At 64.5% G+C, this 16,708-nt stretch carries 14 protein-coding genes; 9 read left to right on the top strand and 5 right to left on the bottom strand.

What is annotated here, in order from left to right; all coding sequences use genetic code 11:
- Positions 1-114: 114 nt before the first annotated feature.
- Positions 115-1,767 (bottom strand): MFS transporter, encoded by a 1,653-nt coding sequence (locus ACIBJI_RS14200; RefSeq protein WP_364349829.1) that lies wholly within the window; start codon positions 1,765-1,767, stop codon positions 115-117.
- Between the two features lie 370 nt (positions 1,768-2,137).
- Between ACIBJI_RS14200 and ACIBJI_RS14195 the strand changes: the two genes are divergently transcribed.
- Entirely contained in the window at positions 2,138-3,079 is a 942-nt protein-coding gene (locus ACIBJI_RS14195; RefSeq protein ID WP_364349826.1) for a LysR family transcriptional regulator, read from the top strand.
- A 60-nt stretch (positions 3,080-3,139) separates the two neighbouring features.
- Here the strand turns inward: ACIBJI_RS14195 and ACIBJI_RS14190 are convergent, their stop codons facing one another.
- The 3 genes from ACIBJI_RS14190 to ACIBJI_RS14180 form a co-directional block, all read right to left on the bottom strand.
- Positions 3,140-3,949 carry a sugar phosphate isomerase/epimerase gene (locus ACIBJI_RS14190; RefSeq protein WP_364349823.1) on the bottom strand — a complete coding sequence of 270 codons (810 nt, stop codon included), beginning with the start codon at positions 3,947-3,949 and terminating at the stop codon, positions 3,140-3,142.
- Positions 3,950-3,970: 21 nt separating this feature from the next.
- Positions 3,971-5,047: a dihydrodipicolinate reductase gene (locus ACIBJI_RS14185; protein ID WP_364349820.1), complete on the bottom strand. Its 1,077-nt coding sequence runs from the start codon at positions 5,045-5,047 to the stop codon at positions 3,971-3,973.
- A gap of 197 nt (positions 5,048-5,244) precedes the next feature.
- Positions 5,245-5,862 (bottom strand): TetR/AcrR family transcriptional regulator, encoded by a 618-nt coding sequence (locus ACIBJI_RS14180; protein ID WP_364349817.1) that lies wholly within the window; start codon positions 5,860-5,862, stop codon positions 5,245-5,247.
- Between the two features lie 158 nt (positions 5,863-6,020).
- Here ACIBJI_RS14180 and ACIBJI_RS14175 point away from each other — a divergent pair, with 158 nt between their 5' ends.
- The 8 genes from ACIBJI_RS14175 to ACIBJI_RS14140 all read left to right on the top strand — a co-directional run bounded on the left by ACIBJI_RS14175 (position 6,021) and on the right by ACIBJI_RS14140 (position 15,840).
- Complete coding sequence (locus ACIBJI_RS14175) at positions 6,021-6,854, top strand: mycofactocin-coupled SDR family oxidoreductase (protein WP_364349814.1); 834 nt, start codon at positions 6,021-6,023, stop codon at positions 6,852-6,854.
- 11 nt (positions 6,855-6,865) lie between these two features.
- A complete protein-coding gene (locus ACIBJI_RS14170) occupies positions 6,866-7,687 on the top strand; it encodes a mycofactocin-coupled SDR family oxidoreductase (RefSeq protein WP_364349811.1) in 822 nt (273 codons plus the stop codon).
- Between the two features lie 69 nt (positions 7,688-7,756).
- Entirely contained in the window at positions 7,757-8,587 is an 831-nt protein-coding gene (locus tag ACIBJI_RS14165) for a carboxymuconolactone decarboxylase family protein (RefSeq protein ID WP_364349808.1), read from the top strand.
- 8 nt (positions 8,588-8,595) lie between these two features.
- On the top strand, positions 8,596-10,074 hold the full coding sequence (locus ACIBJI_RS14160) for an aldehyde dehydrogenase family protein (protein WP_397084423.1): 1,479 nt from the start codon (positions 8,596-8,598) through the stop codon (positions 10,072-10,074).
- 317 nt (positions 10,075-10,391) lie between these two features.
- Positions 10,392-11,204: an SDR family NAD(P)-dependent oxidoreductase gene (locus ACIBJI_RS14155; RefSeq protein WP_397084422.1), complete on the top strand. Its 813-nt coding sequence runs from the start codon at positions 10,392-10,394 to the stop codon at positions 11,202-11,204.
- Between the two features lie 507 nt (positions 11,205-11,711).
- Positions 11,712-11,915, top strand: a complete 204-nt coding sequence (locus ACIBJI_RS14150; RefSeq protein ID WP_397084737.1) for an integrase core domain-containing protein — start codon at positions 11,712-11,714, stop codon at positions 11,913-11,915.
- Positions 11,916-12,513: 598 nt separating this feature from the next.
- Entirely contained in the window at positions 12,514-15,177 is a 2,664-nt protein-coding gene (locus ACIBJI_RS14145) for a family 78 glycoside hydrolase catalytic domain (RefSeq protein ID WP_397084420.1), read from the top strand.
- A gap of 9 nt (positions 15,178-15,186) precedes the next feature.
- The gene (locus tag ACIBJI_RS14140) at positions 15,187-15,840 is read left to right on the top strand and encodes a TetR/AcrR family transcriptional regulator (RefSeq protein ID WP_397084418.1); all 654 of its coding nucleotides are present in this window, start codon (positions 15,187-15,189) and stop codon (positions 15,838-15,840) included.
- Positions 15,841-16,217: 377 nt separating this feature from the next.
- Here ACIBJI_RS14140 and ACIBJI_RS14135 read toward each other — a convergent pair whose 3' ends face one another.
- Complete coding sequence (locus ACIBJI_RS14135) at positions 16,218-16,637, bottom strand: winged helix DNA-binding protein (protein ID WP_327099085.1); 420 nt, start codon at positions 16,635-16,637, stop codon at positions 16,218-16,220.
- Between the last annotated feature and the right edge of the window lie 71 nt (positions 16,638-16,708).

Below are 16,708 nucleotides of genomic sequence, written 5' to 3'. Positions count from 1 at the left end.
GTCAACCTCGCATTCTGCGCCGTATGACCGGCGCGCGAAACCGCCTCGGGCCCAACTACACGAGGCGAGCAGAGCCGACATGCGGCGCCCGGGTGGGCGCCGCATTCTCGGCGATCAGACCTCGAACCCGCCGGTCGCCGGCTTGTCGAACTGGCGCATGGCCACTACGGCGAGCACCAGCGCCACCGCGGCCGCGATGGCGAACATATAGAAGGCGTCGATGTAGGCCGACTCGCTCGGCAACTGCGCCATCGGCCCGGTGTCGAGCTTGCGGTCTTCGACGTGCCCCGGCGCGTTGATATGCAGGATGAGCGGATGTGCCGAGAAGATCGCCGCCGTGGCCGCGGCGGCCGCGGCGGTACCGAAACTGTTGAACGCCCCGTACATTCCGGCGCTGATACCCTGCTGTTCCTGCGGCACCGATTCCACCACCATGTTCGGCAGCGTGCCAAGGAAGGCGCCCGCGCCGATGCCGGCGATCATCGCAATCAGGGCCAGCTGCAACGCATTCTCGTGATACAGCGCGAACAGCACCGACGCAAGAATGAACATGACCGGCGAGATGATGTAGGGGCGCCGTAGCCCGAAGCGGGTGGACAACCAGCCGCACAGCGGTGACACGATCACGTACACCACGGTCATCGCCAACAGGGCGCGCACTGTGAACTGCAGCAGCGTCAGGTTGAGACCCGGCAGCTCTCCCTCGACCGAGAAGTACTGCATCATCATCGACGGGGAGATGTTCATTTGCGTCTGCTGCGACGCCTGCGCCGCCGCCTGCTGGGCCGCACCCTCGACGACCTGCCGCTTGATCGCCTCACCGGCGGCGCCGCCGGGCGTCTCGGCAAGGTAGCTCATCAGATAGCCGAGGCCCTGCATGATGCCCACCGATAGGAATGCCGCCGCCATGATGGTGACGAACCGCGGCGTGCGCAGCAATTTCGGGTCCATGATCGGTTCGGGCGTGACCAGTTCCCAGCCGTAGAAGACAATCAGTAGGACAACACCACCGATCAGCCAGGCGAGCGTCGAGAGGCTGGCCCATCCCCAGACGACTCCTTGGCTGAGGTAGATCAGCACGCCGCCGATTCCCGCGCCCAGCAGGACCGCGCCGACCCAGTCGATGCGGCTTTTCACCCGCAGCTTCGTCTCGGGCACGAGGATCGCCAGCGGGATGATCGTCAGCACGGTCCAGCCGACGCAGAACCAGAACAGCGACCGCCAGCTGAAGTGATCGGTCAACAATCCACCGGCCACCGGGCCGAGCACGGCGCCGACCCCGGTACCGCCACCGGCGAGGGCGATGGCCATATTGATGTGCCGACGCGGCATCAGATCGCGAATCAAGCCGTAGGAGACGAATATCGCCGGGAACGCCACCGCCTGCAAACCGCGGCCCAGCAACATCAGTGGCCACGTCGAGGTGACCGCGACCAAGACACTTCCGATCAGAGATGTTCCCAGGCAGGCCAGGATGATCTTCTTCTTGCCGAGGCGATCGGACAGTTTGCCGGCCACCGGGACCAACACTCCGCCCACAATCGCATACAGCGTCGACATCCAGGTCAGCTGACCCGCGCTTTGTTGCGGGAAGTCGGCACCAATGTAGGGCGTGGCCATCGAGACGAAGGTGAAGTAGTACGTCCCGACCTCGGTGGCCAAGACGATCGCCAGAATTATCAGGATCACCCGCATGCGCGAGGCGCCTTCGAGTCGTCCGGTGCCGACCTCGTCAGGACGAGCGACATCCACAGACGGTGTTGCCATGGGCTTGCTTTCTCCCTTCGTCCGCATCCAGCGCGGACTGCTGTGTTCCCCTCCAGAACTACGGATCATCATTATCCAAAAAGGAGAATCACATTTACATGGAATGTACACATCACATATCTCGATGCAGGTTCAGCATCCACACCAGCCCGCCACACCACATGTAGGGCGACTGAACAAATTGTCGAACGCCTGGGTCTGCACCGGCCCCTTCGCGACCACGCCACATCTCACCAGCTCTATCCGGCTATTGACTAGATACCTCACCCGGTGCTATCCATAGCCGAACCCCGTAGTTTGGGCAGACGTCTAGCATCCTGGGCGAACCCGAACAAACTTCGGAATCGAACCAGAGGGCTCGCCGATTGTCATGGACATCAAGCAGCTGACCGCCTTCGTGACGGTCGCCGAGCTGGGCAGCGTGACCAAGGCGGCCGACTCGTTGCATTCGACCCAGTCCTCGGTCACCCGGCAGATCCAGGCCTTGGAGCAGGAACTCGGCGTCACGCTGTTCGAGCGGAACCGCCACGGCATGACGCTGACCATCGCCGGACGGGTGATGGCCGAGCGCAGCCGATCCGCCCTGCTCGAACTCGGTCGCGCACGGGCGGAAATAACGCCGATGCCAGCCGCCACCGGCACGGTCACCGTGGGACTGCTGGAGAGCATGGCCGAGACGATCGGCCTACCACTAGCCACGACCGTTCTTCACGACTATCCCGGGCTGGACCTGCGTGTGGTCGTCAGCGATTCCGGTCACCTACAGCGCAGGATGGACGCAGGCGAGCTGGACGTCTGCCTCACCGCGGAGCGCCCGGGCAGCACAGGACTGTCACCGACACCGTTGGCGACCGAGCAGTTGTGGGCAATCGCCCCGGCGGATGCGCTATTGCGTGCCGACGCGCCGGTTGCGCTGCGCGACGTCGCCGAACACCCGATGGTGCTGCCGCCCCTCGGCAGCGCGTTGCGCGATTTGCTCGACAGCATGGACGTGCGTTTCCAGGTTGTGGTCACCGCTTCGCTGCGGATACAGAAGCAGTTGGTTGCCGGAGGGCGGGGGTGGGCAGTCCTGCCACCCATCGCTTTCGCGGAAGAGCTTGTGGCGCACTCGATCAGCGCTGCGCCGCTGCACGGTCCGCAACTGCAGCGCCGGATCGTCCTGGCCATCGCCCGAACCGCTCGTTCCAACCCGGCGGCGGAAGATGTGGCCCGGCTACTTGCGCGGCTGGTGCGATGCGAGATCCGCGACGGCCGCTGGCCGTCGGCCCGGCTGATCGGCTATCGCGGGGACGACAGCCGTCTCTGCCGTTGACTGGCGCCGGTGAACCCACCGCGGAAGCCGAAAACCGACGCCTGGCAACTTCATTCGTGATCACGGAATGGTGCGACCAGCATCGATCAGGATACGGCGGTTGGTGGCGAGAAGCTCGAACGGATCGGCCTCCGTGATGTCGATCTCGGTGATGTGCCAACAGCCGTCGGGGGCCGCACTTGCCGCGGCGAACACATCGACGACGCCGGCACCGATCGGGACCTGAGGCTTGGGCTGCATCGGGTCGTCCAGCCCACCTGGGCCGTCCTTCAGATGCAGGGCTGCCACTCGCGCACCCAGCCGGGCCAGAATCTCGACGGGGTCCTGCCCGGCCGACACCGCCCAATAGACGTCGAACTCGGCCACGACGATCGGGTCGAGCAATTCCCACAACACGTCGAAACCGAGTTCACCGCCACTCAATTCGGCCCATTCGAATTGATGGTTGTGATAGCCGAGCCGGATACCACGATCAGCGAGCTGATGCGCGACCCCGTTCATGCGCCCTGCGAACCTCGCGAGCGCCTCCCGGTTCCCGAACACCTCACCGCCAAATCCCTCGACAAGCAGCGGAATCGCCACGATGACGGTGTCCGTCTCCAGGATGCGACACACTTCGGCAACGGCATCCTGGCTGCCCGCGGGAATGGCTGCGTGCACGGTGCTCACGGCGAGCTCGGCAGCGTCGAGGTCCGCCCGCAAGACGCGGGCGTTGGCAAGCAGTTGCTCGGTCGGCGTATTCCAGAAGCCGAGCGCAAACGGCTCGACGTACCGGTAACCGATTTGCGCCAGCCGGGCAAGGGTTCCGGGACGATCGGCCGCGAGCGCATCGCGGACGCTGTAGAGCTGCACACTGAGCGTGCCGGACATGGCGGTACTCCTACGGTCCGATCATGCCAGCGACGCTGTAATAGTAGGCAGATCGACCGCGGTGCGGATGCCGGGTGGGGCTGCGCAGACGAACGGAATCGCGTTGACCGGCCGATTGGCGGTATAGGCCGGTGAGATCTCGTTCATCTGCGTCAGCGGGAACGGAAAGCGCATATCGATGTCCAACGGCGCGTCACCGTCGACCCGCACGCGCCACCCGGTCGGGCGAAGATCCCAGGCGGCGTCGATGTCGGTGGTGCAGTACCAATTGGCGCGAAACTGCAGCAGCACAGTCCCCTTATGATGTCCGGAGATCGTGATTCGTTGCGCCGCAACAGTTCCCGCCTCCAGCGTGCCCGCAACGATCTCTGTCCTGCGGCGAGCGAGCGCGACCTCGGCGGTGGCGTCGACGGTATCCAGCGGCCTGCCGATGGCGTCGGCGACCAGCTGCAGCGACGGGCCGAAGGCGTGCCGCAGATTATCTGCCCGCCGAGTGTCGAACTGCGCGGGCGGGCGGCCGAAGCCCATGATCTCGAACGGGATCGCCGGTGAATCCCGTTGCGACATATCGGCGTATTCCTCGATCGTGAGGCCGCGCAACTCTCGCTGAATCGAGGACAGCACAAGCGGTACCGCTTCGGTGATGAAGCCGGGACTGCTTCCGGTGCTGTGTATCGAGGTGTTCCCGGCCCGGCAGGCGGACTCGACGCGTGCGCGGACGGCCGGGTCCATACTCGCAGGGCGGTGGAATTCGCCGCAGGTGGTGACGATATTGGCCCCCGATTCCAGCAACCGGCACACGGTATCGATATCACAGCGCAGCGGCATGTAGAGCACACAATCGGCGCGGAGGGCGAGGATCTGATCGAGACTGCCGGTAGCCGTGACACCGGTGGCGCCCAGCCCACACAAGTCCCCCGCGTCGCGCCCGACCTTGTCAGCCGAGTAGGCGTAGACACCGGCCAGGGCTAGGTTCGGATGCTCGATCACCCCCCGCAGTGCCCGTGTTCCGACATCGCCGGTAGCCCATTGGACCACCCGATAGGAGGAAGTGGTGGGCGAGTCGACGACGGTGTGGGGCAACGGAACCGATTTCATGCCTGCCTCGTTCGTTCGGTCTTCCTCGACGAGCGTCGGCGGTGGGTCCGGTTGGTTCCGCATGAAGCAGCGTAGTTCGCGTGCACCCTCGACGAGAATGACAATCTCATATTTTGGTAACAGTATTACCACAGGTCAGCCTCCCGGCGGCCAGATTTCCGCGTCACCGCGGCTCGACGAGGCACGGCCGGCTCCGGTCAGGACCCCAGCGCTTCGCCCTCGTGCGCAGCCTCGTACCCGGAGGTCAGCCAGTACACCGTGCGGTCGACGGCGGGCACGATCGCGGATACTTCGATCTCGCCGCACGCGAAGCGTCCCAGGAGGCCGTAGACCAGGCTCGAAAGGATCGTCTCGAGATCTCGCACGAAATCGGCGTCGACGTCGGCCAGCACCGCCATGGCGGCGGGAACGACGGCGTCGAACCCGCGTCGGATCAACTTCTCGCCACCGGGCGTAGATCGGGCCCGGAAATAGGCGACAAGCAGGGCGGGGTGGCGCTCCCACGGCTCGAAAATGCTGCGCAACACCCGCATCAGACCGGCGTACAGGCTCTCGTCGGCACCGGAGACCTGCGCGTCCAGCCCGGCGTACCGGTTCTCCGCCATCCACCAGTCCAGCGCCGCCAGGATCAGCTCATCCCGGGTGCCATATAGCTTGTAGATCTTGGTCAGCGATACCCGGGCACACCGTGCGACCTCGCGCAACAGCAATGCTTCGTAGCCCTCGGTCTCGAGCAGTTCCACGACCGCCCGCCGGATCCGGTCGCTCGCCTGCTCCGGCGCCTCTCCCGACTCCACACCCACCCTCGCGATCAAATCCGATTCCTTCCCGCACGCCAGCGAGCGTGCTACTCTCCAATTCTGGTAATCAGATTACCGCAGTACAGCGCACACTTTTGCGCAATATGATAACCGTGTTCTCGCCCGACTCGGCCGGGGCGGCACGGATCCGCTCGGCATGAAGTGAGGATCAAATGGGTTCGTTAGATGGCAAAGTCGCCTTCATCACCGGTGTAGCGCGTGGACAGGGCCGAAGCCACGCTGTGCGATTGGCTACCGAAGGTGCCGACATCATCGGTGTGGACATCTGTTCCGACATCCCCGCCAACCCGTACCCGCTGGCCACGCGTGAGGAGCTCGACGAGACCGTCGCACTCGTGGAGGCCAAGGGCCGTCGCATGCTCGGCTCGGTCGCCGACGTCCGCGACTTTCATCAGATACGTGCCGCCTTGGACTCCGGTGTCGCCGAATTGGGCCGCCTCGACATCGTTTGCGCCAACGCCGGGATCGCCCCGACATCGTTCGACGAGGTTCCGATCGAGACCGAACTCGAAATGTGGAACGCCGTGATCGGAGTCAATCTCTCGGGTGTTTTCCATGTGACCCGCGCAGCGATCCCGCACCTGATCGCCGGTCAGCGTGGGGGCGTCATCACCTTGACCAGTTCCACCGCCGGTCTGGTCGGCCTCGGCGGCATGGAGGGCGGTGGCCTCGGCTACGCCGCCGCCAAGTCCGGCCTCGTCGGCATCATGCGCGTACTGGCGAATGTTCTTGCACCGCACAGTATTCGGGTCAACACCGTGCATCCGACCGCGGTGAACACCATGATGGCCATCAATCCGGCGATGATGGAGTGGGTGCAGAACCATCCCGAATCCGGGGGGCCGCACCTGATGAACCCCATGCCGGTCGCGATGCTCGAACCGGAGGACATCAGCGCGACGATCGCCTTCCTGGCCTCCGATGAGGCCAAGTACATCACCGGTGTGGCACTGCCCGTCGACGCCGGCTTCTGCAACAAGTTGTGAGCAGGGCCGAGATGACCGAAAACACGCAACCTATCGGACGCGTAGCCGGCAAGCGGGTGCTCATCACCGGCGCGGCCCGCGGTATGGGTCGCAGCCATGCGGTCCGGCTGGCAGAAGAGGGCGCCGACCTGATCCTGATAGATGTCTGCGGACCGCTGCCGGAGATCGAGTACCCACTGTCCACGCCAGCGGATCTGGCGGAGACGGCTCGCCTGGTCGATAAGCACAACCGTCGCGCGATCACCAAAACGGTAGACATCCGGGACGCTGCGGCACTGGCGGCTGCCGTCGCCGACGGCGTGGCACAGCTGGGCGGCCTCGACGCCGTCGTGGCCAATGCCGGTGTACTGACCGCGGGCACATGGGATACGACGACACCCGAGCAGTGGCGGACCGTGGTGGATGTCAACCTCATCGGTACGTGGAACACCTGCGCCGCGGCGCTTCCGCATCTCATCGAGCGCGGCGGCAGCATCGTCAACATCAGCTCGGCGGCCGCTCTCAAGGGCACTCCGCTGCACATCCCCTACACCGCCTCGAAGCTCGGCGTTGTGGGAATGAGCAAGGCACTCGCCAATGAACTTGCGGCACAGAGTGTTCGCGTCAATACGGTACATCCGACCGGAGTCCCCACCGGAATGATCCCGGAGTCACTGTTCAAGCTGCTCACCGAAGCGCGGCCGGATCTGGCGCCGCTGTTCGGCAACGCACTGCCGGTCCCGATGGTCGAGGCCCTCGACATCAGTAATGCCGTGCTGTACCTGGTCTCCGACGAGGCGCGCTACGTCACCGGCATGGAGTTCAAGGTCGACGCCGGCGTCACCCTCAAGTAGCACTCCGCTCCCGCACGCGAGACCCGATCACCGCGCGCCCGGAGCACCGACACAGAAGGCACACAATTCATGACAACAAACACGGTGGGTACCGCGGACCTGGCCCGCTCGGAACGCGGCAAGCGCGAGTTCGCCGAGGTGATGACGTTCCCTGCCCCGGACGATTCGAGCCCGACCATCGCCAATGGCCTGGTCGACTTCGTGTTCGCCGAGATTTGGACCCGTCCCGGCCTGACCCGGCGGGAACGGCGATTCATCACGCTGTCCTGCGTCGCCGACGCCGACGCCGAGCAGCCGATCCTCGACCACGTCTACGCGGCGCTGAACAGCGGTGACATCACCATCACCGAAATACGCGAGGCGGTCCTACATTTCGCGGTCTACGCCGGCTGGCCCAAGGCCTCCCGGTTCAACATGATCGTCGACCAGCAGTGGGAACGCATCAATCGCGAACGCGGACAGGAGGTTCCGCCGCAGGAACCGCTGCTGCCGCTGGTCACTCCCAGCGACCCACAGGCCCGGCTGGCCCGCGGTGAACAGTCATTCATGGACGTCAACTGCCTGCCCTACTTTCCCGACCGCAACAACCCGTACCAGGGCGCGGGAATTCTCAACTTCGTCTTCGGCGAGATGTGGCTACGGCCGGGGCTGGGGATGAAGGAGCGGCGCCTGATCACTGTCGCTTGTGTGGCATTCCAGGACGCGCCGTACCCGATCATGTCACACGTCTATGCCGCGCTGAAGAGCAAGGATCTGTCCTTCGCTGAAATGGACGAATTCGCATTGCATTTCGCCGCCTATTCCGGTTGGCCGAAGGCGTCCCAGCTCAATCAAGTGATCGCCGAGCAGAAGCCGCGGGTGCTGGAGGAATGGCACGCCGCAGACGGAAAGACACCGTAGGAGCACTCATGTCTACGACAACGGAAACTCTGCAACCGCCCGAACCTCCACTGCGGGGTGGATTGGTCATCGGCGGTGACCGGCTCGAACGGACGTCCGGAGGCAGCCAGGAGCACATCTACCCTGCTACCGGGCGGCCCAACGCGACGCTTCATCTGGCAGGCCCCGCGGAGATGGACCAGGCAGTCGATTCCGGGTGGGAGGCGCACCGGGAATGGATGTCGTTCACCGCCGACCGCCGCCGAGATCTGCTCATCGATCTGGCGGACGCGGTCGGGCAGGGCATGGCCGACTTCTCGCGGCTCAACGTGCAGGATTACGCGGTACCGGTATCGCTGGCCATCAATACCGTGCTGCTCGAGCGTTTCCTGCGCCATTTCGCCGGATATGTCGACAAACCGCACGGCCTCAGCACGCCGGTGGCCGGCTCCCTCGACCTCAACTTGATCGAGCGCGAACCCTACGGTGTGGTCGGTGTAATCGCGCCGTGGAACGGCGCCATGGTCGTGGCCGCGTCGTGTGTAGCGCCGGCGTTGGCCGCGGGCAATGCCGTCGTGCTGAAGCCGTCGGTGCTGGCGCCGTTCGCCGCACTGCGTTTCGGAGAGCTGTGTGCGGAGGTCGGGCTTCCGACGGGGCTGGTCAACGTGGTGCCCGCCCGGGCCGAGGGCGGTGACGCGCTCGTGCGGCACCCCGGCATTCGCAAGATCCATTTCACCGGTGGCGGCGACACCGCGCGCAAGATCCTGGCGAGTGCGGCGGTTAATCTGACGCCAGTGGTGGCCGAATTGGGCGGCAAGTCGGCCAACCTTGTCTTCGAGGACGCGAACATTGATGCGGCGGCACAGCTGGCGGCGTACCAGGGTCCGATCGTGCAGTCGGGGCAGAGCTGCGCTTGCGCCAGCCGCATCCTCGTGCACGAGTCCGTTTATGATGCGTTCCTCGAGAAGTTCGTCGCAGTTGTCGAGGCTGCGAAGATCGGCGATCCGTTCGATCCGACCGTCACGTTCGGACCCGTGATCAGTGCGGGCGACGCCGAACGAATCCTCGGTGTCATCGACCAAGCGGTTACCGACAAATCCGGAGAGCTGATCACGGGCGGCAAACGCATCGGCGGCGATCTGGCCGAGGGCTACTACATCCAGCCCACGGTGTTCGGCAACGTCGACAACTCGTCGGCGCTGGCACAAGTCGAGACCTTCGGCCCGGTCGTATCGGTGATCAAGTTCGCCGACGAGGCGGAAGCGATCCGGATCGCCAACGATTCGCCGTACGGGTTGAACGCCTTCATCCAGACCACCAACCTCACCCGGGCACACAGGGTGGCGCGGCAACTGGAGGCGGGTTCGATCTGGATCAACCAGATCAGCGACATCTCGCCACAGGGACCTTACGGCGGCTACAAGCAGAGCGGCTATGGCCGCACCGGCGGCCTCGATGGCCTGTACGAATTCCTACAGATCAAAAACATCCGGATCGGGATGACCTGAGATATCGACCACGACATCAGCGGGCGTACCGACGATGCGGGCCCGGTGACCGAAACGGCCGCTGGACCCGCACCTCGCCCGTCGATATGCCCGGAGTCGAGCCGCATCCAGACGTTTGACAAATCCGTAGCTACGAGTACGTTCGATTCCGAACTATCTAGTTCGTTACATTTCGGTTCGATCGTCCGAACGGAACGCGGTGATCGTCCAGACCGCCCCCAACGCGGCCGGATCGAAGACAAGCAGCGCCTGGAACGGCCGGAACTTCCACCGCGCATGCGCCGCTGGCGGACACCACTGCCGAGTAAGGAGTCGACATGACTGACCAAACCGTTCTGATCACCGGTTCTACCGATGGTCTCGGGCGGCATCTGGCCACACGTTTGGCGCGGTCCGGAGCGCGGATCCTCGTGCACGGACGCGACAAGGAACGGGCGGAGCAGGTACGCGAGGAGATCCTGGCGGTCGGTGGGCGGGAACCGGAGGTCCTGCTCGCGGATCTGGCCTCGCTACGAGAAGTGGACCAGTTGGCCGAGCAGGTTCGGCGGCGGACCGACCGCCTCGACGTACTGATCAACAACGCCGGCGTAGGATTCGGCGCACCGGGTGCACCGCGACAGGTCAGCGTCGACGGCGTCGAATTGCGCTTCGCGGTCAATTACCTGGCGGTGTATCGCCTCACTCGGCAGCTGCGGCCGTTGCTCATTGCCTCGGCGCCGTCGCGAGTGGTCAATGTCGCCTCGATCGGGCAGCAGGCACTCGACCTCGCCGACCTCAATTTCGAACATGACTACGACGGGGGTGCGGCCTATCGGCGTGCCAAGCTCGCCGAGATCATGTTCACCTTCGATTTGGCCGAGGAACTGCGCTCGTCCCGCGTTACGGTCACGGCCGTGCATCCGGCCACCTACATGGACACGTCGATGGTGGCCGAGTTCGGCGGATCACCGCTGAGCACCGTCGAAGAGGGCGGCGACGCCGTGATGCACCTGGTCGACGACGAAGTTCCCACCGGCACATACTTCAACGGCAAAGCCGAATCCCGTGCCGACGACCAGGCCTACGATCCCACCGTCCGCGCAGCGCTGCGCCAGCGCTCGGACGAGCTGATCGCCGCGGCCATCGGTTAGGTTAGTACTGCAACTGCACTCGTGTGGTTCGTTCCTGGCAGACCTGTCGAGTGGTGTTGGATCATACTGTGGCCGAGCTGGATTCGTTGATGTCCAGGATCGGGGACAGGTCACCCGCGCTGAGCCGCGGGGCGGGCGGGTGAGTATGTGTCAGGGCTGGTCGCGCGCCGGTGTCTCGTCGGTACCGTCTGCGGTAGCGGACGCACCGAAGGTGTTGTGGGCGTTGGATTTCCAGTTCGACTCCACTGTCGATGGCAAGGCGATCAAGATCGTGTCGATGGTCGATGAGCACACGCGTGAGTCGCTGCTGCACCTGGCTGAACGTTCGATCATCGCTGCGCGGCTGATCGTCGAACTCGAGAAAGTGTTCACCCCCTCGGCGGGCCACCGAAAGTGTTGCGCATGGACAACGGACCGGAGATGGTTTCTCGAGCCCTGCAACAGTTCTGCGGCAACCGGGTCGGGTCGACCTACATCCCGCCCGGCACACCCTGAAATAACGGTTACATCGAATCGTTCAACTCCCGGCTACGCAAGGAATGCCTCAACCGCAACCACTGGACCAGCCTGCCCGAGGCCCGCGTGGTGATCGGCGACTTCAAACACAACCGCGGCGATGCTTCGGAAGGCACGGTGGTCATAGTCAACCTCGTGGTCGGCGCCGTTCGCGGCGCGTGGACGACAGTGTTCGGGTTTGCCCATCGGCGGTGAGCGGTCCGGGCTCGAGATTTGTGTTGACACAACGCCCGGGGCCGCTCAGGGTCTCAGCCCGCCGGCTGCCGGCCGGTTGAACTGCCGCATCAACAGCGCCAGGACGAATGCGCGGTGTATGCAGCAGCTTCGGATCCATGATCGGCTCCGAGGCGACTCGCAGCCGTAGAAGAGCATCAGCAGCGCGACTCCGCCGATCAGCCAGAGCCGCGACGATGTGGAGGTCCTTCCCCATGAGCCGCCCTGACTGAGGTCGATCAGCACACGCCGACTCCAGCGCCGAGCGGCATCGCACCGGCGATATCGCTGCTGTTCTTCACCCGCAGCTTGGTCTCCGGCACGCACAGCGCGAACGGGATGATCGTCACCACACTCCACACGAAAGCGACCGCCAGCTGTAGTGATCGGTGAGCACTCCGCCCGCGACGGGGCCCAGCACCACGCCGATTCCGGTGCCACCACCGGCTAGGGCGATCGCCGCTAGCGCGGACTGCTGTACTCCTCAGAATTCTCATCCAAAGGGGTAACATCATGTATACCCTTTATGCGGCTCGGCCGTAGGCGCTTCCGCGCGCACGATGAACAAAGGATTTCTTTCATGCCACTTTCTCCGACCGTCGAGCACCTGCGAACCTCGGGGCTCGCATTTCCGCTGGCCGTGGACACGCCGCCCGAGTTCTCCTGGCGGACCGCGGGCGCGGATCCCGACACTCGAATCGAGTCGGGGACAATCGCACTCACCCGCGCTGCAGAGCCGCGTGAGCCGGTCTGGACAAGGAATTGGACACCGCCAGCAATCCCGGCCGTGCTCTATGACGGTCCACCCCTGGAGCCCCGCACCCGATATTTCTGGCGTGTTGGCATACAGCTCAGCGGTCGCGATGAAAAGGTGTGGAGCGGGCCTGCCTTCTTCGAGACCGGCATCGGAAACGACCTTCCGCGACTGGCACGATGGATCGGCCTCGAGGTCACAGAACCGCCGAATCAACCGACGCGGGTCCAATATCTGCGTAAACGCTTCTCCGTGCCCGGCTCGGTCATACGAGCTCGCGCCTACGCGACCGCGCTGGGCTGGTACGGACTTTCTGTCAACGACGCGGACGTGACCGGGAACAGCATCGCTCCCCGGTTTGCGGCGTTCGACCGTCGCGTCGAGTACCGCGCCTACGACATCACCGACACGGTCACCGTCGGCGAGAACTTTGTCGAATTACGCCTGGCCGAAGGACGCTACCGCGGCCGCAACAGCGCCGAGGGAACGCGCGCCGTCTACGGTAATCAACTGGCCTCTGTGGCGCTGCTGGAAATCGAATGCGCCAACGGCACGATCGTGACGGTGGGCACCGATGCAGACTGGCGCGGCAGTGACGGGCCCCTGGTGACGGCCGATCCGCAGGAGGGGACGCGCATCGATGCCCGTGTGACCATGGGAGAAGCCGCGCATCCCACATCCGAATCCCGCCGTCAGGTGATCGTCCTCGCCCCGCAGGTCAGCGTCGTGGCCGCCGTCAGCGAACCGGTGCGTTTGCTGGAGGAACGACCGCCGCTCAGCATCACAGAGCTCGACGGCCGCATCGTCGTAGATTTCGGGCAGAACCTCGTCGGCGTCACTCGGCTCGTCGTATCCGGCGACCGTGGCCAGGAGATCACCGTCACGCATAGTGAAGTCCTGAATCCGGACGGGCATCTGGACATCGACTACCTCGACATGAGCGGCGGCATGCTCCCACGCATCGACCCGATCGACCACTACACTCTCGGCGGCACCCCCGAGGAAGTGTTCGAGCCCCGCTTCACCCTGCACGGCTTCCGGTACGCCGAACTCGACGGCGTGACGGTCGATCAGATCCACCACATCACGGCGCTCGTCATCGGCGCCGACCTCGACTACTACAGCGAATTCCACAGTTCCCACGCCGGGTTGGAGCGCCTGCACGAGAACATCCGGTGGAGCATGCGCGGAAACTTCACAGACGCCCCGACCGACGACCCCACCCGCGAGCGCTCGGGATGGACCGGTGACGCGCAGGTTTTCGCCCCCGCCGCGGTCCTGCTCGCCGACGTACGGTTGTTCTTGGAAGACTGGCTGCGCGACGTCGTCCTCCAACAGGACCCCGATGGCGCCGTCCTCGATCGCATCCCCCGTGACACACTCATCAGGCCCGAGGCCGAAAGCTTGTATCCAGGCAAGGGTGCGGCCGGCTGGGGGGATGCGATCATTCTGATCCCGTGGACGCTTTACCAGCACTACGGGCGCACCGCCGTCCTCGACGAGAACTGGGACGCCATGGTCGCCTGGGTCGAATTCTGCCGTCGCCGCGCGGCGAACAATCGTCACCCCGACCGCGCGGGCACCGCCCTCGCTCACGAGATATTCATCATCGACACCGGTTTCCACTGGGGCGAATGGCTCGAGCCGGGGACTGAACCTGGCGGCGAAGGCCCCTCGGTGGAAACCTTTTTGAAAAACTCGAGCCACCCCGACGCCGAAGTGGCAACCGCCTACTTCGCCTACTCCGCGCATCTGCTCGCACAGATCGCTCGCATCCTCGGCAAGGACACCCATGCCAAAGCGCTAGAAGAACTCTGGCTCAATGTCCGCGACGCCTACCGTGCCGAATTCCTCGACAGCGCGGGGCTACCATGCGTTATCTCCCAGGCCAAACTCGTCCGCCCGCTGATGTTCGACCTTCTGCCGACCGATGCCCGAGACCACGCGGCACGCCGCCTCGCCGAACTGATCCGGGCCAACGGCAGCAGACTCGCTACCGGCTTCCTGTCGACCGGCTTGCTCCTGACCTGCCTCTCAGACTCGGGCCACGACGAGATCGCGGTAGATCTGCTCCTTCAGGAGGAGCATCCATCCTGGCTCGGCCAGGTCAAGACCGGGGCGACGACCATGCTCGAAACCTGGCAGGGCAGGCACAACGGGAAGGCCAACGGCTCGCAGAACCACTACGCACTCGGCGCCGTCGCGCGCTGGATGTACGAGCACCTCGCCGGACTGCGACGCATTGCCCCTGGCTGGACCGACGTACACATCCGCCCCGTGCTCGATGCACGCCTCGATCACGTCGCCGCATCCACCATGACTCCGTTCGGACGCCTCGGCAGTGCATGGCGGCGCCAGGGCGAGGGCTGGATCATCACGGTCCACGTGCCCGCCGGCATCCGGGCGAGGCTCGCGGACCGCGAGCTCACCCCGGGCGTATCGACGTGGATGCTGTCGGCGACCGGGACGGTGACGCCTATGAATGAGTAGCCTGGCGCGATGCAGACCCCCGCCGACCCGCGCAAGTATTGGGATATTTTTCGTGACCAGCAGCGGGCCGAGGTCGCTGAGGCCACCATTGCGCTGGTCGCGGAGACGGACGCTCCGGTCACGATCGCCGAGATCGCGGACCGGGCCGGCATGAGCAGGCGCACCTTCTATAAGCATTTCCCGACTCTGGGCGCCGCCATGGTGCACACGCACAGTGTCGTCGTCGGTCGGCTTCGCGCACACGCCGAGCGTGGGCAGTCCGACGACATCAACGGCTTGGACCGCCTGATCGCAGGCTGCCGATCACTCTTCGACGCCAGTAAGGAGCATCCAGAACTCATTCGCTTTCTCAGCTACTTCGACTTCGCTTTCCGCCGCCATGGACTCACCCCCGAGCAGCGTGCCGAATTCAGCAAGTTGTATACCGGCGAACTGCTACTGCCGATGGATCTTCTGCACGAAGGTCGGCGCGACGGATCGATCCAGGCGGATATTGATGCCCGGACTACTGCCATCGCGCTCGGCAACGCCACGATAGGCATTCTGCAACGCCTTCAGATCATGGACGAGTACACCAATGGCCGCGACGAAGCCGCACAACGCCTATTCGACCTCGAGCTCGAAGCGTGGCGCACCTACCTGAGACGCGAAGCAGGCCGATAGCAACGAATGTGCCGCGCGCCGCTCAGGTAGCTGCGCGGGATGCGAGGGCCGTCGAGGGGATCGGCGCGGTCCACATCGTGCGCTCAAATCTCATAGGCGCCAGCTGGATCGGGTCCGGTATTGATCCACCTCTTGCCGGCGGTGACCGCATCCCGCGCGGTTTCGCCGACGCCGAACGGCACGGCCACTCGTCCGTGTTGCGGTGAACACCGCGAATTTGTCGCGAAACTCTCGGCTGTCGGCGCTCCGGTACTCATCACCGGAGACGAGGAAAAGTCAGCCCGCCAGCTGTCAACAAAGCGCAGCTGGCGAATTAGGCCCCTTCGCGCGTAGCTCCACCTACAGACCTCCGACGTCCGTGCGTGACGATGGCACGATCATCGATCCGGCAGCAGCACGTCAGCGAGCTCGGCAAGCAGTTCCTTCGCCCGGCGAGCCGCGACCGGATCGCCCAGTGCGGCAACCAAGGCATCGTCTATGCGCGGCGCGGTTCGTCGTGCGATGGCCTTGAACAGGACATCGGTTGGATAGACGAGGGTGCGCCGCCGGTCGGCCGGGTCGATGTCGGTGGCCAAGAGCGCATCGTCGACCAGCCGCGCGACACAGTCGGATACATGGCCCTGAGAGAATGCGACCCGCTCGGTAATCTCGCCGACCGAACTGCCCGGATTGTCGATCACATCGGCCAGTACGGCAATCTCCCCCTCCGGGGGAAGTTCGTCAGCGGATTCGAGACCGGCCTGGCGCGCGAGCTCGATCAGATATCTACCCAGCCGGTGCAGCCGTCTCCCGTCCATTGGACAAGTATAGGGCATCATACATCCATTGGTGTCGATGCATTATCATGAATGTATCGGTGCCGATACTA

The sequence above is a fragment of the Nocardia sp. NPDC050408 genome (genome assembly GCF_044458905.1).
Classification (GTDB): Bacteria; Actinomycetota; Actinomycetes; order Mycobacteriales; family Mycobacteriaceae; genus Nocardia.
The sequence above is the reverse complement of the archived record's forward strand: the minus strand, read 5'-3'. Positions and strand labels throughout refer to the sequence as shown.